At 65.9% G+C, this 24,712-nt stretch carries 23 protein-coding genes and 3 tRNA genes; 19 read left to right on the forward strand and 7 right to left on the reverse strand.

Going from position 1 to position 24,712, the window contains the following annotated elements:
- Window positions 1-133: 133 nt before the first annotated feature.
- Window positions 134-1,402, forward strand: a complete 1,269-nt coding sequence (gene clpX / locus B3Z70_RS09145) for an ATP-dependent Clp protease ATP-binding subunit ClpX (RefSeq protein WP_087119136.1) — start codon at window positions 134-136, stop codon at window positions 1,400-1,402.
- Window positions 1,403-1,466: 64 nt separating this feature from the next.
- On the opposite strand, the gene B3Z70_RS09150 is transcribed toward clpX, so the two are convergent.
- From B3Z70_RS09150 to B3Z70_RS09160, 3 genes are read right to left on the reverse strand one after another with little or no spacing between them, the layout of a single operon-like run.
- Window positions 1,467-1,667: a hypothetical protein gene (locus tag B3Z70_RS09150; RefSeq protein ID WP_292023254.1), complete on the reverse strand. Its 201-nt coding sequence runs from the start codon at window positions 1,665-1,667 to the stop codon at window positions 1,467-1,469.
- A complete protein-coding gene (locus tag B3Z70_RS09155; RefSeq protein WP_292023256.1) occupies window positions 1,664-1,873 on the reverse strand; it encodes a hypothetical protein in 210 nt (69 codons plus the stop codon). Before B3Z70_RS09155 ends, B3Z70_RS09150 begins: the two co-directional genes overlap by 4 nt.
- The gene (locus B3Z70_RS09160) at window positions 1,870-1,998 is read right to left on the reverse strand and encodes a hypothetical protein (RefSeq protein WP_292023258.1); all 129 of its coding nucleotides are present in this window, start codon (window positions 1,996-1,998) and stop codon (window positions 1,870-1,872) included. The genes B3Z70_RS09155 and B3Z70_RS09160 overlap by 4 nt, the downstream gene beginning before the upstream one ends.
- Before the next feature lie 282 nt (window positions 1,999-2,280).
- On the opposite strand from B3Z70_RS09160, the gene lon reads away from it, so the two are divergent.
- The 3 genes from lon to B3Z70_RS09175 all read left to right on the forward strand — a co-directional run bounded on the left by lon (window position 2,281) and on the right by B3Z70_RS09175 (window position 5,165).
- Window positions 2,281-4,677, forward strand: a complete 2,397-nt coding sequence (lon, locus tag B3Z70_RS09165) for an endopeptidase La (protein ID WP_292023259.1) — start codon at window positions 2,281-2,283, stop codon at window positions 4,675-4,677.
- 102 nt (window positions 4,678-4,779) lie between these two features.
- Complete coding sequence (locus B3Z70_RS09170) at window positions 4,780-5,055, forward strand: HU family DNA-binding protein (protein WP_248116274.1); 276 nt, start codon at window positions 4,780-4,782, stop codon at window positions 5,053-5,055.
- Window positions 5,056-5,088: 33 nt separating this feature from the next.
- Window positions 5,089-5,165 (forward strand) — tRNA-Val (locus B3Z70_RS09175).
- Between the two features lie 61 nt (window positions 5,166-5,226).
- Here B3Z70_RS09175 and B3Z70_RS09180 read toward each other — a convergent pair.
- A complete protein-coding gene (locus B3Z70_RS09180) occupies window positions 5,227-8,526 on the reverse strand; it encodes an autotransporter outer membrane beta-barrel domain-containing protein (RefSeq protein ID WP_292023260.1) in 3,300 nt (1,099 codons plus the stop codon).
- A 311-nt stretch (window positions 8,527-8,837) separates the two neighbouring features.
- On the opposite strand from B3Z70_RS09180, the gene B3Z70_RS09185 reads away from it, so the two are divergent.
- Window positions 8,838-10,088, forward strand: coding sequence for a glycosyltransferase (locus B3Z70_RS09185; protein WP_292023262.1), 1,251 nt, complete (start codon window positions 8,838-8,840; stop codon window positions 10,086-10,088).
- A 68-nt stretch (window positions 10,089-10,156) separates the two neighbouring features.
- On the opposite strand, the gene B3Z70_RS09190 is transcribed toward B3Z70_RS09185, so the two are convergent.
- From B3Z70_RS09190 to B3Z70_RS09200, 3 genes are all read right to left on the reverse strand, one after another.
- Window positions 10,157-10,233, reverse strand: a tRNA-Asp gene (locus B3Z70_RS09190).
- 82 nt (window positions 10,234-10,315) lie between these two features.
- A tRNA-Asp gene (locus B3Z70_RS09195) sits at window positions 10,316-10,392 on the reverse strand.
- A gap of 96 nt (window positions 10,393-10,488) precedes the next feature.
- A complete protein-coding gene (locus B3Z70_RS09200) occupies window positions 10,489-12,120 on the reverse strand; it encodes an AbgT family transporter (protein ID WP_292023264.1) in 1,632 nt (543 codons plus the stop codon).
- A 205-nt stretch (window positions 12,121-12,325) separates the two neighbouring features.
- Here B3Z70_RS09200 and B3Z70_RS09205 point away from each other — a divergent pair, with 205 nt between their 5' ends.
- From B3Z70_RS09205 to nuoL, 14 genes are all read left to right on the forward strand, one after another.
- Window positions 12,326-12,703: an NADH-quinone oxidoreductase subunit A gene (locus B3Z70_RS09205; RefSeq protein WP_205680889.1), complete on the forward strand. Its 378-nt coding sequence runs from the start codon at window positions 12,326-12,328 to the stop codon at window positions 12,701-12,703.
- Window positions 12,673-13,302, forward strand: a complete 630-nt coding sequence (locus B3Z70_RS09210) for a NuoB/complex I 20 kDa subunit family protein (protein WP_292023265.1) — start codon at window positions 12,673-12,675, stop codon at window positions 13,300-13,302. The genes B3Z70_RS09205 and B3Z70_RS09210 overlap by 31 nt, the downstream gene beginning before the upstream one ends.
- Entirely contained in the window at window positions 13,299-13,928 is a 630-nt protein-coding gene (locus B3Z70_RS09215; protein WP_409410585.1) for an NADH-quinone oxidoreductase subunit C, read from the forward strand. The genes B3Z70_RS09210 and B3Z70_RS09215 overlap by 4 nt, the downstream gene beginning before the upstream one ends.
- Window positions 13,929-14,014: 86 nt before the next feature.
- Window positions 14,015-15,193: an NADH-quinone oxidoreductase subunit D gene (locus tag B3Z70_RS09220; protein WP_292023331.1), complete on the forward strand. Its 1,179-nt coding sequence runs from the start codon at window positions 14,015-14,017 to the stop codon at window positions 15,191-15,193.
- Window positions 15,190-15,867 (forward strand): NADH-quinone oxidoreductase subunit NuoE, encoded by a 678-nt coding sequence (gene nuoE / locus B3Z70_RS09225; protein ID WP_292023266.1) that lies wholly within the window; start codon window positions 15,190-15,192, stop codon window positions 15,865-15,867. The genes B3Z70_RS09220 and nuoE overlap by 4 nt, the downstream gene beginning before the upstream one ends.
- Window positions 15,867-16,130 (forward strand): hypothetical protein, encoded by a 264-nt coding sequence (locus tag B3Z70_RS09230; RefSeq protein ID WP_292023269.1) that lies wholly within the window; start codon window positions 15,867-15,869, stop codon window positions 16,128-16,130. The genes nuoE and B3Z70_RS09230 overlap by 1 nt, the downstream gene beginning before the upstream one ends.
- A 5-nt stretch (window positions 16,131-16,135) precedes the next feature.
- Entirely contained in the window at window positions 16,136-17,449 is a 1,314-nt protein-coding gene (gene nuoF / locus B3Z70_RS09235; RefSeq protein WP_292023272.1) for an NADH-quinone oxidoreductase subunit NuoF, read from the forward strand.
- Window positions 17,450-17,451: 2 nt separating this feature from the next.
- Complete coding sequence (locus B3Z70_RS09240; protein WP_292023274.1) at window positions 17,452-17,943, forward strand: hypothetical protein; 492 nt, start codon at window positions 17,452-17,454, stop codon at window positions 17,941-17,943.
- Window positions 17,943-19,988 carry an NADH-quinone oxidoreductase subunit NuoG gene (gene nuoG / locus B3Z70_RS09245; RefSeq protein WP_292023276.1) on the forward strand — a complete coding sequence of 682 codons (2,046 nt, stop codon included), beginning with the start codon at window positions 17,943-17,945 and terminating at the stop codon, window positions 19,986-19,988. The genes B3Z70_RS09240 and nuoG overlap by 1 nt, the downstream gene beginning before the upstream one ends.
- Before the next feature lie 3 nt (window positions 19,989-19,991).
- Complete coding sequence (nuoH, locus tag B3Z70_RS09250) at window positions 19,992-21,065, forward strand: NADH-quinone oxidoreductase subunit NuoH (protein WP_292023278.1); 1,074 nt, start codon at window positions 19,992-19,994, stop codon at window positions 21,063-21,065.
- Between the two features lie 40 nt (window positions 21,066-21,105).
- A complete protein-coding gene (gene nuoI / locus B3Z70_RS09255; RefSeq protein WP_017503987.1) occupies window positions 21,106-21,597 on the forward strand; it encodes an NADH-quinone oxidoreductase subunit NuoI in 492 nt (163 codons plus the stop codon).
- 72 nt (window positions 21,598-21,669) lie between these two features.
- Window positions 21,670-22,296 (forward strand): NADH-quinone oxidoreductase subunit J, encoded by a 627-nt coding sequence (locus B3Z70_RS09260; RefSeq protein ID WP_292023280.1) that lies wholly within the window; start codon window positions 21,670-21,672, stop codon window positions 22,294-22,296.
- The gene (gene nuoK, locus B3Z70_RS09265) at window positions 22,296-22,601 is read left to right on the forward strand and encodes an NADH-quinone oxidoreductase subunit NuoK (protein ID WP_017503985.1); all 306 of its coding nucleotides are present in this window, start codon (window positions 22,296-22,298) and stop codon (window positions 22,599-22,601) included. Before B3Z70_RS09260 ends, nuoK begins: the two co-directional genes overlap by 1 nt.
- Before the next feature lie 2 nt (window positions 22,602-22,603).
- A complete protein-coding gene (gene nuoL / locus B3Z70_RS09270) occupies window positions 22,604-24,709 on the forward strand; it encodes an NADH-quinone oxidoreductase subunit L (protein ID WP_292023282.1) in 2,106 nt (701 codons plus the stop codon).
- Window positions 24,710-24,712 lie beyond the last annotated feature (3 nt).

The following is a 24,712-nucleotide window of genomic DNA, read 5'->3' on the forward strand; positions in this document are numbered from 1 at the left end:
GGGGTTGTCGTGGAACGTGTGATGGGTGATTGTCATTTTTTGAAGACCTTCGCGTCCAGAGTGCTGGAATCAACGTGAGGGAAGCGCGTTACGGGCCATTTCGGTCCGCACCGCGGGAGTGAGATAAGGGTCTATGACCAAAGCAGCCGGCTCTGACGCCAAAAGCACCCTGTACTGCTCGTTCTGCGGAAAGAGCCAGCACGAGGTCCGCAAACTGATCGCGGGCCCGACCGTGTTCATTTGCGACGAGTGCGTCGAACTGTGCATGGACATCATCCGTGAAGAGCACAAGATCGGCTTCAAGAAGACGACCGACGGCGTGCCTTCGCCCAAGGAAATCCGCGACGTGCTGGATGACTATGTCATCGGCCAGGCCCACGCCAAGAAGGTGCTGTCGGTCGCGGTGCACAATCACTACAAGCGTCTGAACCACGCGACGAAGAACAACGACGTCGAACTGGCCAAGTCCAACATCATGCTGATCGGGCCGACCGGCTCGGGCAAGACGCTCTTGGCCCAGACGCTGGCGCGCATCATCGACGTGCCCTTCACCATGGCCGACGCCACCACCCTGACCGAAGCCGGCTATGTGGGCGAGGATGTCGAGAACATCATCCTGAAGCTGCTGCAGGCGTCGGACTACAACGTCGAACGGGCCCAGCGCGGCATCGTCTACATCGACGAGATCGACAAGATTTCGCGCAAGTCCGACAATCCCTCGATCACCCGCGACGTGTCGGGCGAGGGCGTGCAGCAGGCCCTGCTGAAGATCATGGAAGGCACCGTCGCCTCCGTGCCCCCGCAGGGCGGCCGCAAGCACCCGCAGCAGGAATTCCTGCAGGTCGACACCGCCAACATCCTGTTCATCGTCGGCGGCGCCTTCGCCGGGCTGGAGAAGGTGATCTCGGCGCGCGGCGCGGGGGCCTCCATCGGCTTCGGCGCCCAGGTCAAGGAAATCGACGAGCGGCGGACGGGCGACATCCTGAAGGGCGTCGAGCCTGACGACCTGATGCGGTTCGGCCTGATCCCCGAGTTCATCGGCCGTCTGCCGGTTCTGGCGACGCTGGAGGACCTGGACGAAGCCGCGCTGGTCACCATTCTGACCGAGCCGAAGAACGCCCTGGTCAAACAGTACAAGCGTCTGTTCGAGATGGAGAATGTCGAACTGACCTTCACCGACGACGCCCTGACCGCCGTCGCCAAGAAGGCCATCACGCGCAAGACCGGCGCGCGCGGTCTGCGCTCCATCCTGGAAGGCATTCTGCTGGAGACCATGTTCGAACTGCCGACCTTCGAAGGCGTCGAAGAGGTGGTGGTCAACGCCGAGGTCATCGACGGCAAGGCCCAGCCTCTGCTGATCTATTCGGAAGCGTCGAAGAAGAAGGCCGACGGCGCGGCCTGAACCGTCAGCCGACAACACGATGGATGAAGGCCGGAGCGTGATCGCTCCGGCCTTTTTCTTTGGGTCAGGCCGCGAGACTCGGGCCCGGCAACACCAGCAAGTGGCCGGGGTGAGCCTCGACCTCATCTCTCGCGCAGCGAACCGCACTTCTGGCGTCGATGAAGACGCCTTCGAACAGCCCATCGCTGGACGTGACGCGCCAGCGATCGCCAAGGGGTTGGATCGTCAGCGTCTCGACGGCGGGCGGGGCGGGCAGGGCGATCATTGGGTGCGCCTGTGCTGGTCGCGGTCCAGCCGGTCGACCTCGGCCTGAAGGCGTGCGGCGAGACGCTCAGCGGCGCTGCGGTCGGGCATGGGGCGGGTGGAGGCGTTGTCGATCGCCACCGCCCAGCCGCTACCACGCGGAACGACCCTGTATCGTTTGGGAAGGGCGCGGTGCGCCGCCCCACCCTCCATATAGCCCTGCATCATCGCGACGGCCCCCGGGGAATCGGCGCGCCGAACAGGGCGCCGATGAATGTCATCGCCATCTGGACGGTGGACGGCTTTGGCGCTGGACGTTTGAGGGTTTCCGCCAGCAGGTGTGAACGGCTCATGGTCATCTCCTCGGACCCGCAGAAGACGCCCGAACCCAGTAAAGCCGCCATGTCGAAAGCGCCGCGCGGCATAATGGGGGCATAAAGCGCGCGCGGAGCGGGTCACGGACCCACGCAGATGTGGGCCGTTCGCCCGTCACGCTTGAACCGCGGGTCTTTCAAACCACATACTCATCCGAACGCCGTCGGAATCGACGGGTCGTCACGCGCTGTCCGGGCCTGTTGTCCGGGCGACCGTGGCGGCGGGCCGGAGATACGCAATGGCCCGGGAGTATGTGCATCATGACTGAATCCAAGATCCTGCCCGTCCTGCCGCTGCGGGACATCGTCGTCTTCCCGCACATGGTCGTGCCGCTGTTCGTCGGCCGCGAGAAGTCGGTGAAGGCCCTCGACGAGATCATGAAGGGCGAGAAGCAGATCCTTCTGGCCACCCAGAAGAACAGCGTGGACGACGACCCGTCGCCGGACGCCATCTATCCCATCGGGGTCCTGGCCTCGGTGCTGCAACTGCTGAAACTGCCTGACGGCACCGTCAAGGTGCTGGTCGAGGGCAAGGGCCGCGCGCGCCTGACCCGCTTCACCGACCGCGAGGAGTATTTCGAGGCCGAGGCTGTCGAGATCGAGGACGAGCCGGGCGAAACCTCCCAGGCCGAGGCCATGCTGCGCGCCGTGGTCGAGCAGTTCGAAAACTATGTGAAGCTGAACAAGAAGGTGCCGCCCGAGGCCCTCAGCTCCATCCCCCAGATCACCGACGCCTCCAAGCTGGCGGACTCGGTCGCGGCCCATCTGTCGGTCAAGATCGCCGACAAACAGGGCCTGCTGGAAACTTTCGACGTGCCCAAGCGGCTGGAGAAGGTCTATGGCCTGATGGAGGGCGAGATCAGCGTCCTTCAGGTCGAGAAGAAGATCCGCTCGCGCGTGAAGCGCCAGATGGAGAAGACCCAGCGCGAATATTATCTGAACGAGCAGATGAAGGCGATCCAGCGCGAGCTGGGCGAGACGGACGACGCGCGCGACGAGATCATGGACCTGGAGAAGCGCATCCGTAAGACGCGCCTGTCCAAGGAGGCCCGCACCAAGGCCGAGGCCGAGGTCAAGAAGCTGCGCAACATGTCGCCGATGTCGGCGGAATCGACCGTGGTCCGCAACTATCTCGACTGGCTGCTGTCCGTGCCGTGGGGCAAGGCCAAGCAGAAGCCGATCGACTTGCAGAAGGCCGAGGACATCCTGGAAGAGGATCACTTCGGTCTGGAGAAGGTCAAGGAACGGATCATCGAATATCTGGCGGTCCAGGCCCGCACCGGCAGCCTTAAGGGGCCCATCCTGTGCCTGGTCGGCCCTCCCGGCGTCGGCAAGACCTCGCTGGCCAAGTCCATCGCCAAGGCGACGGGGCGTGAATACGTCCGCATGTCGCTGGGCGGCGTGCGGGACGAAAGCGAGATCCGGGGTCACCGCCGGACCTATATCGGCTCCATGCCCGGCAAGATCATCCAGTCGATGAAGAAAGCCAAGACGACCAACGCCTTCGTCCTGCTGGACGAGATCGACAAGCTGGGTTCCGATTGGCGCGGCGATCCATCTTCGGCCCTGCTGGAGGTGCTGGATCCCGCGCAGAACTCGACCTTCGGCGACCACTATCTGGAGGTGGACTACGACCTGTCGCAGGTCATGTTCGTGACGACCGCGAACAGCCTGAACATGCCGCAGCCGCTGATGGACCGGATGGAGATCATCCGGGTGTCGGGCTACACCGAGGACGAGAAGGTCGAGATCGCCAAGCGTCACGTCCTGCCCAAACAGTTGGCGGACCACGGCCTGAAGGGCGGCGAACTGATCGTGCCGGACGAGACGATCCGCGACCTGATCCGCTATTATACCCGCGAGGCCGGGGTGCGTTCGTTGGAGCGCGCTCTGGGCGGACTGGCGCGCAAGGCCGTGCGCGAAATGGCCAAGACCGGCGCCAAGTCGATCACGGTCGACGAGGCCAAGCTGGCCGACTATGCGGGCGTCAAGAAGTTCCGCTATGGCGAGACGGACGAGGAGGATCAGGTCGGCATCGTCACCGGCCTGGCCTGGACCGAGTTCGGCGGCGACATCCTGACCATCGAGGCGATAAAGATGCCCGGTCGCGGCCGCATGACGGTGACCGGCAATCTGAAGGATGTGATGAAGGAGTCGATCTCGGCGGCGGCCTCCTATGTGCGGTCGCGGGCCCTGGCCTTCGGCGTCAAGCCGCCGGTGTTCGAGAAGACCGACATCCACGTCCACGTGCCGGACGGCGCCACGCCCAAGGACGGCCCGTCCGCCGGCGTCGCCATGACGGTGGCCATGGTCTCGGTCCTGACCGGCATCCCGATCAGGAAGGATATCGCCATGACCGGCGAGATCACCCTGCGTGGTCGCGTCACCGCCATCGGCGGCTTGAAGGAGAAGCTGCTCGCGGCCTTGCGCTCGGGCGTCAAGACCGTGCTGATCCCGCAGGAGAACGAGAAGGACCTGGCCGAGGTGCCGGACAATGTGAAGTCGGCGCTGGAGATCGTGCCGATCTCCACGGCGGACGAGGCGCTGAAATGGGCCCTGGTCGGCACCCTGACCCCGGTCGAATGGGACGAGGCGGCCGAACCGCTGCCGGCCCCCGTGCCCCCGCTGGACGGACCTGCCGCGACCGTCAGTCACTGACGCCCGGTTGAAGAGGAGGCGCCGCCGGTCAGCAGCCGGCGGCGTTTTCGTTTTTGACGCAACCGCCGATCTGCCCTTTACTGATTCGGCGTGGAGGGCAGGATGACCAAGGCAGAACTGATCGGCCGCATGGCCGCAGCGGCGAACATCAGCCGCGACCAGGCGAAATCCGCGCTGGAAGCCTTCACCGACGGCGTCGCCGAGGCCCTGACCAAGGGACAGGACGTCAAGCTGATCGGCTTCGGCAGCTTCGTCGCCGTGGATCGCAAGGCGGGTGTGGCCCGCAATCCCCAGACCGGCGCGGCCGTGGCCCGGCCGGCGTCCCGCACCGCGCGCTTTCGTCCCGGCGAAGGTTTGAAAAGCGCCTTGAACGGTTGAGGCGGGAAGGGCATAAGCCCGTCTCCGATTTGAGGGCGGCTAGCTCAGCTGGTCAGAGCATCTCGTTTACACCGAGAGGGTCGGCGGTTCGAACCCGTCGCCGCCTACCATAACAAAAGGCCGCCGGATCGCTCCGGCGGCCTTTCGTGTTTCTGGCTGTGTGTCTTCCGATCAGAAGCGGAAGCTGGCCCGCAGCAGCAGCGAGTAGCGGACGTAGTCTTCCAGCAGTTCCGCGTCGCCGGTCAGCGACAGCATCCCCAGCTCGTTGCCGAAGTTCAGGCGGAAGCCCAGGATCGGCCCGCCGCCTTCGATGGCGTCCGGCGACAGGATGAAGTCCGGGCCGCCGCTGGCGAAGCGGGCGATGGTCTCGCCGGCGTCCACCGAGATGTTCTGGCGATAGCCGACGCGCAGTTCGGGCCGGATCCAGCCGTTGCGGCCGAAGCCGTAGCCGATGTTCATCGCCGCCACGGCCGAGAAGATGTGGCTGTCGCGCGAATCGATGTCCAGATCGAAGCCGTCGCCGCCGCCGCTCTCGCTGCGGGCGCCTTCCGACAGGCGGAAATACTCGCCGTACAGTTCGGGACGAATGTTCAGGCGACCGAAGTTGCGCTCGTAGCTGGCGCCGCCCGCGACGGCGGCGGTCCAGCCGTGCCAGTCGGACTTGTTGTTCAGATAGACGCCGCTGGCCACCAGGGAGCGGTCGGCGCTGAAGCTGGCGTAGCCGCCGGCCGCGCGGGCCCAGGTCGTCCAGTACTGGCCCTGGGCGCGCCAGTAGAGGCCCAGCTCCAAGAGGTTAGCGGACAGGACTTCCTCGGCCTCGGACTCGGGGTCCTTGATGTCCGAGGAGGTGAAGGCGGCCGAGATGCCGACGGCGCCGAGGCCGGTGCCCTTCTCCACGCCGCCCGCGACGCCGAACCCTTCGGAGCGGAAGCCGTAGGAATCTGTCTTGTCCTTGTCGGCGTAGAAGTTGATCTCCTGCACCCAGGCGCTGGTTTCGCCCGGGGCGGCGACGGCGTTGCGGCCGGTCAGGGCGCGGGTCACGGCGTCGACGCCGGCCGACAGCGACATCAGCGGACCGCCGGAGTGGTCGGGCAGCATCTGCTCATAGGCGTCGATGAAGCCGTCGCGCGTCGTCTGAGACAGGAACAGATTGCGCACCGTCTCATTGGACCCCAGGGCCGCATAGACGGCGTCGTAGGCGGACGCCTCGACCGGGATCAGATTGGCCTCGGCGGCCGTGCGGCGACGGGCGTCGACATAGACGGTGTTGGCCGCCTGATTGACGCCGGCCTCGACCACATAGAGGTAGGGCGAATTGTCGGTCAGCTGGCTCTGGTTGATCTGGCCCACGTTCAGCGAGCCGGCGGTGATGATGTCGAACCGCTCGGGCCCGTCCAGCAGCGAGGAGAAGCGCACGCCCAGCGTCGAGCCGGTCGCCAGGGTGGCGTTACCGCTGACGTTGAAGCCGCCGGCGCGGTCGTTGGCCGGGTCCAGATTGACCAGCAGCGAACCCTCGGCGCCGACGTTCAGGCTGGAAATGTTCACGGCGCCGGCCTGGGTCGCATTCAGCGTGCCCTTGCCGATGTTGATGTCCAGCAGGTTGTCGCCGTTCTTGATCGCGCCGGTCACCACGGCGCCGCCGCTGATGTTCAGCCTGTCCGCTCCGGCGCCGAAGTCGATGTCGCCGTTGACGACGCCGTTCTCGATATTGAGCGTGTCGGCGCCCGAGCCCAGCTTGATCGCGCCGACGATGGCCGGCTCGTTGGCGTCCGGCACGCCGTCCTTGTCGGTGTCGACCGCCGTGCTGCCGGCGGCGGCGGGAATGCCGTACTGGCGCAGGGTGACGCCGCTGGTGTTGGCCGACAGGTCGATGGCGGTGACGGTTCCGGTCACAGGGTTGGTGTCGGTTGTGTTGGGGGTCAACGAACCGATGATGGAGCCGGCGTTGTTCAACTGGGTCAGGGTGCCGGACTGGTCGAGGATGACCACGGCCGAGCCCTGATTGCCGCCGAAGGAGGCGACCAGATTGCCGGTGTTGGTCAGGGAGCCGACGTTGGCGCCCGCGCCGATCAGAATGCCCGTCGCGCTCTGGGTCTGCTTGCCCGAGGCCACGGCCTGGATGGCGCCGGTGTTGACGATGGCGGGGGCGGTCACGCCCGAACCGATCCACAGGCCGGTGGCGTTGGCGTCCACCGCGGTCGAGGACACGCCGCCCTCGTTGCGCACGCCGCCGGCGACGTTGACGGCCTGGCCGCCCGTGACGCCCAGCTGAACGGCGCGCGACTCGACGCCCGAATACAGGCCCGACGCCGTGATGGAGCCGCGATTGATCAGGCCATAGGCCGCGTCGCCCGTTCCGACGGCGCCCAGGTTCACCGCCTGGGTGGTCGAACCGACCAGCAGGGCGGGCGCGCCGCCCAGCGAGGTGATGGAGGCGGTCGTCTCGCTGGCGTCGGGGATGCCGTTGCCGTTGCGGTCGGGGTCGTCGCGGTTCTTGACGCCGTCGCCGTCGTCGTCCTCGTCGCCGTTCTTGATGCCGTCGCCGTCGTCGTCGCCCTCGATGCCGGCGGCGGAATAGGCGAGCGCCTTGTCCAGCAGGACGCCGCCCGCGACGTTCGCGCCGACGCGGACCGCCGGTCCGCCCTGCAGCAGGTCGTCGGCGTCCAGTTCGTCCAGGAACAGGGTGGTGGCGTTGTCGAATGTGCCGGTCGTCGGACGCGCGGGCGGCGGGGTCGTGTAGCGATAGCCGGTGGCGACGACGGAGGAGTGGATCTTGACCGCCCCGCCCACATCGCCCTCGATCGACACGCCGGTCGCATTGGCGCCCAGGGCCGAAATCGCGCCCGACAGCTCGACATTGCCGGAGATCGGGCCGGTCGTGCGGACGCCGGCCGTGTTGTCGCCGGTCACGCGGATGGTGCCCAGGCTCTGCAGCTTGCCGTTCAGGCCGGTCTCGACCGCCAGGCCGTAGGAGTTGTTACCCTCGACCGTGATCGCGCCGGTGCTTTCGACCAGGACGTTGCCGGTGAAGGGCGCGGGGCCGACCACGCGCACGCCATAGCGGCCGGTTCCCGTGGCGAAGGGACCGTCCAGGTCGCCGTCGCCGTCGGTGTCCTTGACATCCGCCGATTCCTGCGTGTCGTTGACGGTGATCGAGCCGCCGACGATGACCGAGCCGGTGTTGCCGCCGTTGACCAGGAGGCCGGTCGAGCCGTCGGCCGACTTGTCCATGGTGATGGAGCTGCCGCTGTCCAGATCGACGGTGTGGTTGGAGTTCAGCGTCACCGCCGCGCCGGATGTCACCGCGACGCTGCCGCCGCTGGCCAGGCGAATATTGTCAGGGCCGGTCCCGGTCGCGTTGGACGTCTGGATCGGCGTGGTGCGGGCGTTCGAGATCACGATCTCGGCCTGAGAGCCGGTGGCGACCATCAAAGGGGCGATCGCCACGGCGCTCGCGAGCAGAATACGCATTCGGTAGAAACCCCTGGTGGTCACGCACAACGGTACAGGCGACCCCTTAGCAGGGTCTGCGGCAGCCTTCCTCAAGTTTATCGAATTTGAGGCGAATACAAGGCCACAACCGCCGGATCGCCTGTCTAAGACGTGACTGACGTTTTGCGAAATCCAAGCTTTGCAGCGAATACGGAGCGATTTGGCGGGGCCGCTCTTGAGCTTTGCCACGGCCGGGTTTACGGGCGACGAAAGGCTTGGCGCCGCGTCGCGACGACGCATCCAACGAACCCCTTCGGCGTTCGACAGCCCAAGCCAGACGAGAACGCCCCATGAGCATGACCGACCTCGACGTCCAGGAAAGCGAACTCCGGTTGATTCCGGGGCTGGACGTGGAAGTCGCCGACACGTTGCGCGCCCTGAAGGCGGCGGCGATGGACGACCGACCGCGGCTGGTGGACACCACCATGCTGTATGCGCCCCGTTCGGGCGGCGTGAAACGCTATCTCCTGTCCAAGAAGGCGTGGATCGAGACCAATCGGCCGGGCGTCAGCCATTCGCTGATCGTGCCGGGCGCGCGGCACAAGGCGGGCGCGGACGGGGTGGTTCGGCTGCGCGCCACCAAGCTGCCGTTCGGCGACGGCTACCGCTGGCCGACGTCGGTCAAGCGCTGGAGCGCCTGGGTCGCGGCGATGAAGCCGTCGATCATCGAGGCGGGCGATCCCTATACGCCAGGGCAGGGCGCCCTGGAGGCCGGCCAGCGCGTCGGGTGCCCCGTCGTCGGCTTCTGTCATTCGGACCCGGCGGGTCTGGCGGCGCTGCATTTCGGCGAATGGGCCAAGAAGCCGGTCGAGAAGCGCTGGGCGCGTCTGTTCTCGCAGTTCGACCGGGTGGTGTCGCCCAGCCGCTTCATCGCCCGGCGGCTAGAAGAGGCGGGCGTGGACAATATCGTCATCCGGCCTTTGGGGGTCGAGATCGACACCTTCCGGCCCGAGCGCCGCGACCGGCAATGGCTGCTGGACCGACTGGGCCTGGACCAGGATGCGCGCCTGCTGTGCTTCGCCGGACGGCCGGCCAAGGAAAAGAACGTCGACGTGCTGATCGAGGCGGTCCAGAAGCTGGGTGCGCCCTATCATCTGGTCTTGGTCGGCGCCGGGTCGGGGATGCCGGACGAGGACCGGGTCATCTCCCTGCCTTACGAGACCGACCCCCGCGCCGTGGCCAAGATCATCGCCAGCTGCGACGCCTTCGTTCACGCCAACGACAAGGAGCCGTTCGGCCTGATCGTGCTGGAGGCCATGGCCTGCGGGCGGCCGGTCGTGGGCGTCAACGCCGGCGGCGTGGCCGAGACGGTGGACGATACGGTCGGGCAACTGGCCGCGCGCGCCGAGGCGGCGGACTACGCCGAGGCGGTCGAGGCTCTGTTCGCGCGCGACATCGAGGCCATCGGCCGGGCGGCGCGCGAAAAGGCGGTCAGCCAGTTCGCCTGGAACCGGGTGTTCGAGGATCTGTGCGCCGTCTATGGCCAGCTGACGGGCGAGGCGGCCTTCATGACGCCCGACGCGGAACTGCAGCTGCACTGAGGACGCCGTGCGACCCGCCCGCGCAGGCGGGGCGCGCCACTTCTTTATAACGATGTCTGGAAAAGAAGTGGCGCGAGTGACGGGGCTCGAACCCGCGACCTCCGGCGTGACAGGCCGGCACTCTAACCAACTGAGCTACACCCGCGTACCTGCGACGAAACTTTTGAGCTGTTTCGAAAGCTGTTTGGGAAGGCGGCGTGCGCCACTCTTTCTATCTCTAGAGAGAGTGGCGCGAGTGACGGGGCTCGAACCCGCGACCTCCGGCGTGACAGGCCGGCACTCTAACCAACTGAGCTACACCCGCGTTTCCCGGCCGAAGCGGCTGTGCGCCCCGGCGAGGGGCGTCGTTTAGGCGGCCCGACCCAGCGCGTCAAGCGACCTTTTCGGAGAAAGACGCCGGTCAGCGCGACGGGGCTGTGGACGGCGCGACGACGGCCGCCTGAGGCGGACTGTGCGGACCGGCCAGGCCGCCCGCCGCAGGCTCCTGAGCGGCGACGGCGGAGGCGGGCGGCTCATAGTGGACGCCGACGCCCGGCCCCAGCGGCAGGTCGAAGGCGACCCAGGCCGCCACCATGCAAAGCCCCGCGATCAGGAAGGCCCCGGCGTAGGGCAGCATGGTGGCCATCAGCGACCCCAGGCCGAATCGCGGGTCCCACCGCTGGGCGAAGGTCAGGATCAGCGGGAAATAGCTCATCAGCGGCGTGGCGATGTTGGTGACCGAATCGCCCATGCGATAGGCGGCGGTCGTCATCTCGGGCGAGATGCCCAGGAGCATGAACATGGGCACCACGATGGGCGCCAGCGCCGACCACTTGGCCGAGGCCGATCCGATGAACAGGTCGAAGAAGCACGAGACGAAGACCACGCAGATCAGCAGCAGCGGGGCGGGCAGGGCGATGCTCTTCAAGCCCGCCGCCGCATGGACCGCCAGGATCGGCCCCAGCCCCGACCAGTTGAACATGGCCACGAAATGGGCGGCGAAGAAGGCCAGAACGATATAGGGCGCCAGCTGGGCGATGCCGTCGCGCATCATGGCCACCAGATCGCGGTGCGACTGGATCGCGCCCGATCCCGCGCCGTAAGCCCCGCCGGCCACGAAGAAGGTGACGGCGAAGAAGGCGACCAGGGATCGGTACAGCGGATTGAAACGCTGTTCGGGATCGGCGTCGGGGTCCACGAAGGGCGAGCCGGGCAAAAAGGTGATCAGCGCCCACAGCGCGATCATGCCCAGCACCGCCAGGCCGGCGAAGGCCAGGCCGCGCTTTTCGGCGGCGGTCAGGGGCTGTTTCTCGTCGGCGGCGGGGGCGGCGACGCCCTGGGCCGGCTTCCATACCCCAAGGCGCGGCTCGATGACCCGGTCGGTCAGGAACCAGACGATGGGGGTGAAGACGAAGACGACGCCGACGATGAAGAACCAGTTGCCGGCGATGTTGACAGAATAGGACGGGTCGATCAGCCGGGCGGCCGGCTCGGTGATGCCCAGAATCAGGGCGTCGCTGGCCCCTGGAAACAGATTGCCGGCGTATCCGCCCGACACGGCGGCGAAGCCTGCCGCAAGGCCCGCCAGCGGATGACGCCCCGCCGCGGCGAAGATCACCGCCGCCAGAGGAATGACCACGACATAGGAGGCGTCCGACGCATGGTGGGACACCATGCCGGTGATGACCACGACCGGCGTCAGGATCATGCGCGGCGCATTCAGCAGGGCGCCGCGAATGGCGGTGGCGAACAGCCCTGTCCGCTCGGCGACCGAGGCCCCGTATATGATGGTGATGACGATGCCCAGCGGCGGGAAGTCGGCCAGGGTGCGCGGCATGCCGATGATCAGCCGCTCAAGATTCTCGCCCGACAGCAGGCTTTGCGCCGCCAGCCGGTCGCCGGTGACGGGATTGACCGCCGACCACCCCAGGCCCGCCCCGATCAGGCTCAGCACGATCAGCCCGCCGATCAGCCACAGGAACAGGAAGACCGGATCGGGCAGGCGGTTGCCGATCCGTTCGACGGCGTTCAGGGCGCGGCTGGCGACGCTCATTCGGATGACTTTCGGTTACGCGAGAGAGGTCGCCATAGGGCTTTGACCGCGCGGGACGCGCAAGCGCCGGGCCTGCGACATATGGCGCGCAAACTTGCGATCCATTCTCAATGAAAAGCCAATGTCCGCAGGGGTTTGAACGGCGACGTTGTTGGGTCTAAGAAGCGCCGAATCCCGCCTCTCCCCGGCGGACGAGGTTCTTCGAATGAACGCATTTCTTCTAGAATATCTGCCCGTGCTGGTGTTCGCCGGCGTCGCGGCCTTCATCGGCATTCTGTTCATCGCGCTGCCGCTGCTGCTGGCGCCGAAGAGCCCCGACAGCGAGAAGCTGTCGGCCTATGAGTGCGGGTTCAACGCCTTCGACGATGCGCGCATGAAGTTCGACATCCGCTTCTATCTGGTGTCGATCCTGTTCATCATCTTCGACCTGGAAGTGGCCTTCCTGTTCCCGTGGGCGGTGTCGATGTTCGACCTGTCGCACGCCGGCATGGTGTTCGCCTTCTGGTCGATGATGGTTTTCCTGGGCGTGCTGACCATCGGCTTCATCTACGAATGGAAGAAGGGAGCCTTGGAATGGGAGTAGTCGCCGCTTCCAAGCCCGTCGGGCTGGTGTCCGCATCGGGCGCGCCGCTGGTTCCGGCCGGCGCTGCCGCGCGTTCGACCGTCGAGGGCTATGATCCCAAGGTCCACGACAAGTTTTTCGAGGCCGTGAACATGGAGCTCGGCGAGCGCGGCTATCTGGTCGCCGCCGCCGACGACGTCATCAACTGGGCGCGCACCGGCTCCTTGATGTGGATGACTTTCGGCCTGGCCTGCTGCGCCGTCGAGATGATCCAGATGTCGATGCCGCGCTTCGATGTCGAGCGCTTCGGCATGGCGCCGCGCGCCAGCCCGCGCCAGTCGGACCTGATGATCGTCGCAGGCACCCTGACTAACAAGATGGCCCCGGCTATCCGCAAGGTCTACGACCAGATGCCCGATCCGCGCTATGTCGTGTCGATGGGCAGCTGCGCTAACGGCGGCGGCTATTATCACTACAGCTACAGCGTCGTGCGCGGTTGCGACCGCGTGGTGCCGGTGGACGTCTATGTGCCGGGCTGCCCGCCGACGGCCGAGGCGCTGCTGTACGGCCTGCTGCAACTGCAGAAGAAGATTCGTCGCACGGGGACCATCGACCGATGACCTCTTTGGCTGTTCAGGCCCAGCACGAGGCCGTTCTGACGCCGCTGGGCGCAGAAATGGTCGGCGCTTTGGGCGTCGAGGCCCAGGTGGCCTTTGGCGAACTGACGCTGGTGGCGCCGCGCGAGCGGATCGTCGAGGTGCTGACGGCGCTGCGGGATCAGTTCGGTTTCCAGCAGTTGCTGGACCTTTGCGGTGTGGACTACCCGGATCGCAAGGAGCGGTTCGAGGTGGTCTATCACCTGCTGTCGCTGACCCGGAACGCGCGCCTGCGCGTCAAGGTGTCGACCGACGAGACCCAGCCCGTGCCTTCGGTCATCTCGGCCTATCCGGCCGCCAACTGGTTCGAACGCGAAGCCTACGACATGTATGGGATGCTGTTCTCGGGCCACCCGGACCTGCGTCGCCTGCTGACGGACTATGGTTTCGAGGGGCATCCGCTCCGCAAGGACTTCCCCATGACGGGCTATGTCGAGGTTCGTTACGACGAGGAACAGCGCCGCGTGGTCTATGAGCCGGTCAAGCTGACGCAGGAATTCCGCACGTTCGACTTCCTGTCGCCGTGGGAAGGCGCCGAATACCCCGCGCCGGTCCTGCCGGGCGACGAAAAGGCGGGAGGCCAGGCGTAATGGCTGACGGAAACCCCACCGTGGCGCCGCTGGGCGTGGATGTGTTCGACGACGAACTCGACACCCGCACCGCCCACGCGCGCGAAATGGAAGACCGCAAGTTCACCATCAACTTCGGTCCGCAACACCCGGCCGCGCACGGCGTGCTGCGCCTGGTGCTGGAGCTGGACGGCGAGATCGTCGAGCGCGTCGATCCGCACATCGGCCTGCTGCATCGCGGCACCGAAAAGCTGATGGAGGCGCGCACCTATCTGCAGAACGTGCCGTATCTGGACCGGCTGGATTACGTTTCGCCGATGAACCAGGAGCATGCCTTCTGCCTGGCGATCGAGAAGCTGCTGGGCGTCGAGGTTCCATACCGGGCGCAGCTGATCCGCGTCCTGTATTCGGAAATCGGCCGCATCCTGTCGCACATGCTGAACGTGACGACCCAGGCCATGGACGTCGGCGCCCTGACGCCGCCGCTCTGGGGCTTCGAGGAACGCGAGAAGCTGATGGTGTTCTACGAGCGCGCCTGCGGCGCCCGTCTGCACGCCAACTATTTCCGTCCCGGCGGCGTCCACCAGGACCTGCCGATGGACCTGATCGACGACATCGGCCGCTGGTGCCACGAGTTCCCGCCGGCGCTGAAGGACATCGAAAGCCTCGTTACCGAGAACCGCATCTTCAAGCAGCGCAACGTCGACATCGGCGTGGTGTCCAAGCAGCAGGCCCTGGAATGGGGCTTCACCGGCGTCATGCTGCGCGGCTCGGACATCGCCTGGGACCTGCGCAAGTCGCAGCCCTATGAGTGCTACGCCGAACTCGAGTTCGACGTTGTTGTCGGCAAGAACGGCGACTGCTGGGACCGCTATCTGGTGCGCATCGAGGAGATGAAGCAGTCGGTGCGGATCATGGAGCAGTGCATCCATAAACTGCGGAACTGCCCCGGCGAGCCGGTGATGGTCGAGAACAACAAGATAGTCCCCCCGCGTCGCGGCGAGATGAAGCGGTCGATGGAATCGCTGATCCACCACTTCAAGCTCTACACCGAAGGCTTCTCGACGCCCGAGGGCGAGGTCTATGCCTCGGTCGAGGCGCCCAAGGGCGAGTTCGGCATCTATCTGGTGTCTGACGGAACCAACAAACCCTATCGCGTGAAGATTTCGGCGCCGGGCTTCCGCTCGCTGCAGGCGATGGACTGGATGAACCGGGGCCACCAGCTGGCCGACGTGTCCGCCATCCTGGGCTCGCTCGACATCGTTTTCGGAGAAGTGGACCGATGAGCGTTCGTCGTCTCGCCAAGGACCAGCCCGCCGCGTTCGCCTTCTCGGCCGACACGATGGCCAAGGCCGAATGGTGGATCAAGAAATACCCGGAAAGCCGTCGCCAGTCGGCGGTGATCCCGATCCTGTGGCTGGTGCAGAAGCAGGAAGGCTGGGTCTCCGAACCCGCCATCCGCGCCATCGGCGAACTGCTGGGCATGGCCTATATCCGGGTGCTGGAGGTCGCGACCTTCTACACCATGTTCATGCTGGAGCCGATCGGCAAGACCGCGCTGATCCAGGTGTGCGGCACCACGCCGTGCATGCTGCGCGGCGCCAATGAGCTGATGCGCGTCTGCAAGGAGAAGATCGGTCCCAAGGATCATCTGTCCGCCGACGGCCGCTTCACCTGGCAGGAGGTCGAATGCCTGGGCGCCTGCTCCAATGCGCCGATGGCCCAGATCAACGACTACTATTTCGAGGACCTGACGCCCGAGACCATCGGCCAGATCATCGACGACTTCGCCGCCGGCAAGACGCCGGAACGCGGTTCCTACATCGATCGCACCAATGCGGCGCCGGCCGGCGGGGCCAAGACCCTGCTGGACGCCAAACTGTATGACGGCTCGGCCGCCAAGCCGATCAAGAAACTGCCGAACAGCGATCCGGCCCCGGTCGAGAAGGCCCCGGCCTGATGTCGCCGCCCGATCTGAACACCGACGAGGGCCGCGCGGCCTATCGCAAGGAACTGCGGGGCGTGGGACGTCCGTTGCGCGCGGGGGGCCTGGCCATGGTCGTCGGCGCCGCCATGCTGATCCTGATCTCGCGTCAGGGCGTGGTCGGGCCGTGGGCGGTCAACGTCTCCTACTTCATGCTGGCGGCTGGCTGGGCGATGGTCATCGCCGCCATCTGGATGCGCACCCGCCACCACAAACGCCGTCTGGCGGAAGGACTCTGAGGGCCATGGTCGGCATTCTCGAAGACAAGGACCGGATCTTCACCAACCTGTACGGCTTCCATGACTGGGGCGTAGAGGGGGCGAAGCAGCGCGGGGCCTGGAACGCCACCAAGGACATGCTGGACCTTGGCCGCGACTGGATCATCAACAACGTCAAGGCCTCGGGCCTGCGCGGCCGTGGCGGCGCCGGTTTCTCGACCGGGCTGAAGTGGTCGTTCATGCCCAAGGAAGTGAAGGATCGCCCTCACTATCTGGTCATCAACGCCGACGAATCCGAGCCCGCGACCTGCAAGGACCGCGAGATCATGCGTCATGATCCGCACCTGCTGATCGAAGGCGCGCTGATCGCCAGCTTCGCGATGCAGGCCCACGCCTGCTACATCTATCTGCGCGGCGAATATGTGCTGGAGCGCGAGCGGATGGAAGCCGCCGTCAAGCAGGCCTATGAGGCCCGGCTGATCGGCGACGACAACGTCCACGGCTGGGATTTCCACGTCTATATCCACCACGGGGCAGGGGCCTATATCTGCGGTGAAGAGACGGCCCTGCTGGAGTCGCTGGAAGGCAAGAAGGGCCAGCCGCGCCTGAAGCCGCCGTTCCCGGCCGGCGCCGGCCTGTATGGCTGCCCAACCACGGTGAACAATGTCGAGTCGATCGCGGTCGTGGGCACGATCCTGCGTCGCGGCGCCGACTGGTTCGCCGGCTTCGGTCGCCCGAACAACACCGGCACCAAGCTGATGTCGCTGTCGGGGCATGTGAACACGCCCTGCGTGGTAGAAGAGGCCATGTCGATCCCGCTGCGCCAGCTGATCGAGGATCACGGCGGTGGGGTGCGCGGCGGCTGGGGCAATCTGAAGGCCATCATCCCCGGCGGCGCGTCCTGCCCGGTCATCACGCGCGAACAGGCCGAGACGGTCTTGATGGACTTCGATTCCATGCGCGAGATGCGCTCTTCGCTGGGCACCGCCGGCGTGACGGTGATGGACGAGTCGACCGACATCGTGAAGGCCATCGCTCGCATCAGCTACTTCTTCAAACATGAGAGCTGCGGCCAATGCACGCCGTGCCGCGAGGGCACCGGCTGGATGTGGCGGGTGCTGGAGCGGATGGCGGTGGGCGAGGCCGATCCGTCGGAAATCGACCTGTTGCTGGACGTCGCCGGCCAGGTCGAGGGCCACACCATCTGCGCCCTGGGCGATGCGGCTGCATGGCCGGTTCAGGGCCTGATCCGTCACTTCCGTCACGAGATCGAGGAACGCATCGCCAACTATCGCAGCCGCCGCGCGAACTTCGCCGGCCACGCCATCGCCGCGGAGTAGGGATGCGCCTTTCGCCCGCCATCGTGATCGGAGCCTTCGCTCTCGCCGCCTGCGGCGAGCGTGACGCTGCGCCCACGCCTGCGGAAAAGGTCTCGGCCGAGGTCAAGACGTCGGACGCCGTGCAGACCGCGCCCAAGGTTGTGACCGCCGGCGAACTGCGCCGCGTGTGCCGTGCGGGCCTGGCCCAGATTCACGGCCAGACGCCGTCGGCCATCACCCTCGACGGGGTGCAGGACGGGGTGGTGCGCGCCTCGTGGCGGGCGCCGGTCGATGGCGGCCGGATGCGCGCCGAGTGCCGCGTGGAAAACGATCTGATCGTGTGGAAGCCGCTCGATCTGCCCGATGCAACGCTCGTTCGCTGGATGAACCAGTCGGGCGACCCGGTGATCCGCTACGTCATGGACGGCGAGACGATCACCATCACACAGACGCTCCCGGATGGGACGACGGAACGCGCCGATCTGGCCGTTCCCGCTGAAGAAGAGGCCCGCTGATGCCAGTCGCCAAGGTCAACGGCGTCGAAACCGAGTTCGAGCCCGGCATGACCGTGCTCCAGGTCGCCGAACGCGCGGGGCAGGAAATCCCGCGCTTCTGCTATCACGAACGCCTGTCCATCGCCGGCAACTGCCGGATGTGTCTGGTCGAGGTGAAGCCTGGGCCGCCGAAGCCGCAAGCCTCTTGCGCGCTGCCGGCTGCCGATGGCCAGGAAATTTTCACCGACACGCCGATGGTCAAGAAGGCCCGCGAAGGGGTGATGGAGTTCCTGCTCATCAACCACCCGCTGGATTGCCCGATCTGCGATCAGGGCGGCGAGTGCGACCTGCAGGACCAGTCGGTCGGCTATGGCCGCGACGGCTCGCGCTATTCGGAGAACAAGCGCGCGGTCGAAGAAAAGGCGATGGGTCCGACCATCAAGACCTTCATGACGCGCTGCATTCAGTGCACGCGCTGCGTCCGCTTCATCACCGAAGTCGCCGGGGTGCCGGACATCGGCATGATCTCGCGCGGCGAGGACGCCGAGATCACGACCTATCTGGAGAAGTCGGTCGCCTCGGAATTGTCGGGCAATGTTAACGACCTGTGCCCGGTCGGCGCCCTGACGCACCGTCCGTGGCAGTACCACTATCGTCCGTGGGAACTGAAGAAGACCGAGACCATCGACGTCATGGACGCCCTGGGCTCGAACATCCGCGCCGACTACCGCGGGTCCGAGGTCATGCGCGTGCTGCCGCGCGTCAATGAGGGCATCAACGAGGAGTGGCTGTCGGACAAGAGCCGCTACGTCGTCGACGGCCTGACCGCGCGTCGTTTGGACCGTCCGTGGATCCGTGAGAACGGACGCTTGCGCGCCGCATCGTGGAACGAGGCGCTGGACGCCGTGGCCGCCAAGCTGAAGGCGGCACCGGCCGACCGCATCGGCGTGATCGCCGGCGATTTGCAGGACGCCGAGTCGATGAAGGCGACGCTGGACCTGTTCCGCGCGCTCGGCTCCAACAACACCGACTGCCGCCAGGACGGCGCGGCCGTGGGCTACGGCCCGCGTGAGGGATGGCTGTTCAACTCCGGCCTGGAAGGCATTGAAAAGGCTGACGCCATCCTGATCGTCGGGGCCAATCCCCGGATCGAGGCGCCGCTGCTGAACGCGCGCCTGCGCAAGACCTGGCTGAAGGGCGACGTCGAGATCGGCGTCATCGGCGAACAGGCCGACCTGACGTTCGACTACGCCTATCTGGGCGCCGGTTCGCAGACCCTGGGCAAGCTGCCCAAGTCGGCGATGGACTTCCTGACCAAGGCCGAGCGTCCGGCGATCATCGTCGGCTCCGGCGCTTTGAGCGGGGAGGGCGGCGCGGCCGTCCTGAACGCCCTGGGCGCCCTGGCGAAAAAGGTCGGCGTCGTCGCGGATGGCTGGAACGGCTTCAACGTCCTGCACCACGCCGCGTCGCGCGTCGCCGGTCTGGACATGGGCTTCGTGCCTGCCGAGGGCGGACTGACCGTCGCCGAGATGCTGAAGCCGGACGCGCTGGACGTTCTGTTCCTGCTGGGCGCCGACGAGGTCGATCCGACCGGCTCCAACGCCTTCCGCGTCTATCTGGGCAGCCACGGCGACCGGGGCGCGCACGGCGCCGACGTCATCCTGCCGGGCGCGGCCTATACCGAGAAGTCGGGCCTTTACGTCAATACCGAGGGCCGGGTGCAGATGGCCGAACGGGTCGTCTTCCCGAAAGGCGAGGCCAAGGAAGACTGGGCCATCATCCGCGCCCTGTCCGCCCGGGTCGATCATACCCTGCCTTACGACACGCTGGAGCAGTTGCGCACCAAGCTGATGGGCGAGCATCCGACCTTCGGCCGGATCGACTATCTGCCCGCGCCGGCGGCGTTCGACGTGGCGTCGCTGGGCGCCAAGGGCGATCTGGGCGACCGCGCCTTCGTCTCGGTCGTGGCCGACCCCTATCTTTCCAACCCGATCGCGCGCGCCAGCGCGACGATGGCCGAGTTGTCCGCCTTGCGGATCGCCCCGGTCGCTCTGGCGGCGGAGTAAACCATGGACCCCGTTTCCTTCTGGGCCACCCCGCTGGGCTGGACGCTGATCACGCTCGGTCAGGTTCTGCTGATCACGGTCGGCGTGCTGATCGCCGTCGCCTTCCTGCTGCTGGCCGACCGCAAGGTCTGGGCCGGCGTGCAGATGCGGAAAGGTCCCAACGTCGTCGGCCCCTTCGGCCTGCTTCAATCCTTTGCGGACATGATCAAGTTCGTGCTGAAGGAGGTCGTGATCCCGGCCGGCGCGGACAAGGCCGTCTTCATCATCGCCCCGATCATCACCGTGATCCTGGCCTTCATGGCCTGGGCCGTCATTCCGTTCGCGCCCGGTTGGGTGGTGTCGGACCTGAACGTCGGCATTCTGTATATCTTCGCGGTGTCGTCGCTGGGCGTTTACGGCATCATCATGGGCGGCTGGGCTTCGAACTCGAAGTATCCGTTCCTGGGCTCGCTGCGTTCGGCGGCGCAGATGGTGTCCTACGAAGTCTCGCTGGGCCTGATCATCATCAATGTGATCCTGCTGGCGGGGACCATGAACCTGTCGGCCATCGTCGAGAGCCAGAAGGGGATGTTCTGGAACTGGTACGGCTTTGGCGGCGGCGCCGACACCTGGCCGCTGGTGGTGATCCTGTTCCCGATGTCGATCATCTTCTTCATCTCGGCCCTTGCCGAAACCAACCGTCCGCCGTTCGACCTGCCCGAGGCCGAGTCCGAACTGGTCGCCGGTTATCAGGTTGAATACAGTTCGACGCCGTATCTGCTGTTCATGATGGGCGAATACGTCAACATCGTCTTCATGTCGGCGATGATCAGCCTGCTGTTCTTCGGCGGCTGGAACCCCGGCGTGCCGCAGGCCTGGATGGACGGGCTGCCGGCCTGGATCGCCTATGCGATCTACCTGCTGACTTTCATGGCCAAGACCGTCTTCTGGTTCGTCATGATCTCGATGGTGAAGGCCTTCGTGCCGCGCTATCGCTACGATCAGCTGATGCGCCTGGGCTGGAAAATCTTCCTGCCGACCTCGCTGGTGGCGGTCGTCATCGTCTCGGCCTGGCGCGTGTTCGTGGTGGGGTCGTGATGGTCGCGCCGAAGACGCCTGCTCTCAAGGATAAGTGCTGATGTTCACCCGTATCGTCCAGGCGACCAAGGGCGCGATGATGCTGGACGTCATCGGCGCCATCGGCCTGTCGCTGAAATATATGGCGCGGCCGAAGATGACCGTGAACTATCCGTTCGAGCGCAATCCGCAGTCGCCGCGCTTCCGTGGCGAGCACGCGCTGCGCCGCTATGCGAACGGCGAGGAACGCTGCATCGCCTGCAAGCTGTGCGAGGCGATCTGCCCGGCCCAGGCCATCACCATTGAGGCCGAACCGCGCGCCGACGGCAGCCGCCGCACGACCCGCTACGACATCGACATGGTCAAATGCATCTACTGCGGCCTGTGCCAGGAGGCCTGCCCGGTGGACGCCATCGTGGAGGGGCCGAACTCGGAGTTCGCCGTCGAGACGCGCGAGGAGCTGCTCTACGACAAGCAACGCCTGCTCGATAACGGCGACCGCTGGGAACGGCAGATCGCCAAGAATCTGGAACTCGACGCGCCTTACCGCTAAGGCGCTCACGCTAACGGGTCGGCGATTCCTGAACGGGGGTCGCGGCCGATACGAAAGGGGCTTCGTCCCGACATGCTGCAAGGCATAGCCTTCTATCTGCTGGCGGCGGTCGCCACGGTTTCCGGCCTTCTGGTCGTGACCGCGCGCAACCCTGTTCACAGCGTGCTGTGGTTGATCCTGGCCTTCTTCTCGTCGGCGGGTCTGTTCGTGCTGCTGGGGGCCGAGTTCCTGGCGATGCTGCTGGTCGTCGTCTATGTGGGCGCCGTCGCGGTGCTGTTCCTGTTCGTCGTCATGATGCTGGACGTGGACTTCCTGAAGCTGCGCGAGGGCTATGCGCGCTATCTGCCGCTGGGCGCCGTGATCGCCGCCGTGCTGCTGGCCGAGATGATCATCGTCTCGGTCGCCGTGGTGCAGGGCGGGGCGGCGGCGGGCCTGCCGGCGCCGGGCGCGCCGGACGCCAGCGTCACCAATGTCGAGGCCATCGGTCGCGTGCTCTACACGGACTACGTCTACTTCTTCCAGGCGGCCGGGATCGTGCTGCTGATCGCGATGATCGGCGCCATCACCCTGACGCTGCGCCACAAGCCGCACATCAAACGCCAGAACCCCGGCGATCAGGTGAACCGCGACCGTCTGAAGTCGGTCGAGATCAAGCCCGCCGCCACGGGCGAGGGCGTCAGCGCCGAGGAGCTTCTCTGATGATCGGTCTGACCCACTATCTGACGGTCGCCGCGATCCTGTTCACCATCGGGGTGTTCGGCATCTTCGTGAACCGCAAGAACGTCATCATCATCCTGATGTCGATCGAGCTGATCCTGCTGGCCGTGAACATCAACTTTGTCGCCTTCTCGACCTATCTGAACGAGATCAGCGGGCAGATCATGGCGATGTTCGTCCTGACCGTCGCCGCCGCCGAAGCCGCCGTCGGCCTGGCCATCCTGGTGACCTTCTTCCGTAACCGCGGCGACATCGCCGTCGACGACGCCTCCGTGATGAAGGGTTGAGCGTGACTTTCCATACCCTCGTCATTCTCGGGATCTTCGCCCCGCTGCTGGGCGCGGCCATCGCCGGCTTCTTCGGCCGCCGGATCGGCAATATCCCGTCGCAGGCCGTCACGACCGGCCTGCTGTTCTTCTCGTGCGCCGTGGCCTGGACGGTGTTCGGCCAATGGACCTGGGGCCATCTTGAGCCCTTCACGATCCGCCTGGCGCCCTTCATCAATGTGGGCGACTTCCAGTCGGCCTGGTCGATCCGCATCGACGCCCTGTCGGCGACCATGCTGATCGTGGTCACCAGCGTGTCGTCGCTGGTTCACCTGTATTCCTGGGGCTATATGGCCGAGGACGACAGCCGGCCGCGCTTCTTCGCCTATCTGTCGCTGTTCACCTTCATGATGCTGGCGCTGGTGACGGCGGCCGACTTCATGCAGATTTTCTTCGGCTGGGAAGGGGTGGGGCTGGCGTCCTATCTGCTGATCGGCTTCTGGTTCAAGAAGCCGACGGCCAGCGCCGCCGCCATCAAGGCCTTCGTCGTCAACCGCGTCGGCGACTTCGGCTTCGTCCTGGGGATCATGACGATCTTCTGGATGTACGGCACCATCAACTTCGCCGAACTGTTCCCGCTGATCGCGACCAAGGCCGGCACGACGTGGGAGTTCCTGGGCGTCCAATGGTCCGCGCTGGATCTGGCCGGCTTCCTGTTGTTCATCGGCGCCATGGGCAAGTCGGCCCAGTTCTTCCTGCACACCTGGTTGCCGGACGCCATGGAAGGCCCGACGCCGGTGTCGGCGCTGATCCACGCGGCGACCATGGTCACCGCCGGCGTCTATATGGTCTGCCTGCTGAGCCCCATCTATGAGTATGCGCCGGGCGCGTCGCAGATCATCGCCATCATCGGCGCGATCACGGCTTTGTTCGCCGCGACGGTCGGCCTGACCCAGAACGACATCAAGCGGGTCATCGCCTATTCGACCTGTTCGCAGCTGGGCTACATGTTCTTCGCGGCTGGCGTCGGCGCCTATCAGTCCGCCATGTTCCACCTGTTCACCCACGCCTTCTTCAAGGCCCTGCTGTTCCTGGGCGCCGGTTCGGTGATCCATGGCATGCACCACGAGCAGGACATGCGGAAGATGGGCGGTCTGTGGAGGCTGCTGCCCGTGACCTATGCGGTCATGACCATCGGCACCATCGCCATCACCGGCCTGGGCATTCCCGGGGTCGGCGGCTTCGCCGGCTTCTACTCCAAGGACTCGATCATCGAGAGCGCCTATGCCTCGGCGGCCTCGGGTCACTCGGCCATCGGCCTGTTCGCCTTCTTCGTCGGCATCATCGCCGCCGGTCTGACCGCCTACTATTCGTGGCGCCTGGTCTTCATGACCTTCCACAACAAGCCGGTGTGGAAGGAAGAGGGCGATGCGCATCACGCCGCGCATCACGCTGACGACCACGCCTCGCACGCCCAGCTGGAAACCCATTCCGAGCCGGTCACCGACGCCCACGCGCACGACGATCACGCCCATGACGACCACGGCCATCACGGCCCTCTGAAGCCGCACGAGAGCCCGCCGGTCATGCTGATCCCGCTGATCCTGCTGTCGGTCGGCGCGGTCGCCGCCGGCTTCGTCTTCGCGCCGCACTTCATCGGCCACCACGAGGGCGAGTTCTGGCGCGGGGCCATCTTCACCGGCGCGCACAACCACGTCCTGCACGAGAGCCATTCGGTCCCGACCTGGGTGAAGTGGTCGCCGCTGATCCTGACCCTGATCGGCACGGCCTTCGCCTACTGGATCTATGTCGCCCGCGAAGGCATGGGCCGTCGCATGGCCGAGCGGAACGGCGTCATCTACCGCTTCCTCTACAACAAGTGGTATTTCGACGAGCTGTACGACTTCGTCTTCGTGCGCGGCTTCCGCGCCATCGGGAACTTCTTCTGGAAGATGGTCGACGTGAAGATCATCGATGGTCTGGGCCCGAACGGCGCCGCCTGGGTGTCGCTGAAATCCGCCGCTCGACTGGCCAAGATCCAGTCCGGCTATGTCTATCACTATGCCTTCGTGATGCTGCTCGGGGTGGCTGGCCTGCTCACCTTCGCCATCCTCGCGTGGGGAGCCTGATCT

Origin of the sequence: Brevundimonas sp. UBA6550, assembly GCF_002434505.1 — a bacterium.
Classification (GTDB): domain Bacteria; phylum Pseudomonadota; class Alphaproteobacteria; order Caulobacterales; family Caulobacteraceae; genus Brevundimonas.

What these genes read in the sequence shown, in the direction of transcription:
- clpX (WP_087119136.1), top strand. Translation starts at nt 134, where the DNA reads ATGACCAAAGCAGCCGGCTCTGACGCCAAAAGCACCCTGTACTGCTCG.
- B3Z70_RS09150 (WP_292023254.1), bottom strand. Translation starts at nt 1,667, where the DNA reads ATGATCGCCCTGCCCGCCCCGCCCGCCGTCGAGACGCTGACGATCCAA.
- B3Z70_RS09155 (WP_292023256.1), bottom strand. Translation starts at nt 1,873, where the DNA reads ATGATGCAGGGCTATATGGAGGGTGGGGCGGCGCACCGCGCCCTTCCC.
- B3Z70_RS09160 (WP_292023258.1), bottom strand. Translation starts at nt 1,998, where the DNA reads ATGAGCCGTTCACACCTGCTGGCGGAAACCCTCAAACGTCCAGCGCCA.
- lon (WP_292023259.1), top strand. Translation starts at nt 2,281, where the DNA reads ATGACTGAATCCAAGATCCTGCCCGTCCTGCCGCTGCGGGACATCGTC.
- B3Z70_RS09170 (WP_248116274.1), top strand. Translation starts at nt 4,780, where the DNA reads ATGACCAAGGCAGAACTGATCGGCCGCATGGCCGCAGCGGCGAACATC.
- B3Z70_RS09180 (WP_292023260.1), bottom strand. Translation starts at nt 8,526, where the DNA reads ATGCGTATTCTGCTCGCGAGCGCCGTGGCGATCGCCCCTTTGATGGTC.
- B3Z70_RS09185 (WP_292023262.1), top strand. Translation starts at nt 8,838, where the DNA reads ATGAGCATGACCGACCTCGACGTCCAGGAAAGCGAACTCCGGTTGATT.
- B3Z70_RS09200 (WP_292023264.1), bottom strand. Translation starts at nt 12,120, where the DNA reads ATGAGCGTCGCCAGCCGCGCCCTGAACGCCGTCGAACGGATCGGCAAC.
- B3Z70_RS09205 (WP_205680889.1), top strand. Translation starts at nt 12,326, where the DNA reads ATGAACGCATTTCTTCTAGAATATCTGCCCGTGCTGGTGTTCGCCGGC.
- B3Z70_RS09210 (WP_292023265.1), top strand. Translation starts at nt 12,673, where the DNA reads ATGGAAGAAGGGAGCCTTGGAATGGGAGTAGTCGCCGCTTCCAAGCCC.
- B3Z70_RS09215 (WP_409410585.1), top strand. Translation starts at nt 13,299, where the DNA reads ATGACCTCTTTGGCTGTTCAGGCCCAGCACGAGGCCGTTCTGACGCCG.
- B3Z70_RS09220 (WP_292023331.1), top strand. Translation starts at nt 14,015, where the DNA reads ATGGAAGACCGCAAGTTCACCATCAACTTCGGTCCGCAACACCCGGCC.
- nuoE (WP_292023266.1), top strand. Translation starts at nt 15,190, where the DNA reads ATGAGCGTTCGTCGTCTCGCCAAGGACCAGCCCGCCGCGTTCGCCTTC.
- B3Z70_RS09230 (WP_292023269.1), top strand. Translation starts at nt 15,867, where the DNA reads ATGTCGCCGCCCGATCTGAACACCGACGAGGGCCGCGCGGCCTATCGC.
- nuoF (WP_292023272.1), top strand. Translation starts at nt 16,136, where the DNA reads ATGGTCGGCATTCTCGAAGACAAGGACCGGATCTTCACCAACCTGTAC.
- B3Z70_RS09240 (WP_292023274.1), top strand. Translation starts at nt 17,452, where the DNA reads ATGCGCCTTTCGCCCGCCATCGTGATCGGAGCCTTCGCTCTCGCCGCC.
- nuoG (WP_292023276.1), top strand. Translation starts at nt 17,943, where the DNA reads ATGCCAGTCGCCAAGGTCAACGGCGTCGAAACCGAGTTCGAGCCCGGC.
- nuoH (WP_292023278.1), top strand. Translation starts at nt 19,992, where the DNA reads ATGGACCCCGTTTCCTTCTGGGCCACCCCGCTGGGCTGGACGCTGATC.
- nuoI (WP_017503987.1), top strand. Translation starts at nt 21,106, where the DNA reads ATGTTCACCCGTATCGTCCAGGCGACCAAGGGCGCGATGATGCTGGAC.
- B3Z70_RS09260 (WP_292023280.1), top strand. Translation starts at nt 21,670, where the DNA reads ATGCTGCAAGGCATAGCCTTCTATCTGCTGGCGGCGGTCGCCACGGTT.
- nuoK (WP_017503985.1), top strand. Translation starts at nt 22,296, where the DNA reads ATGATCGGTCTGACCCACTATCTGACGGTCGCCGCGATCCTGTTCACC.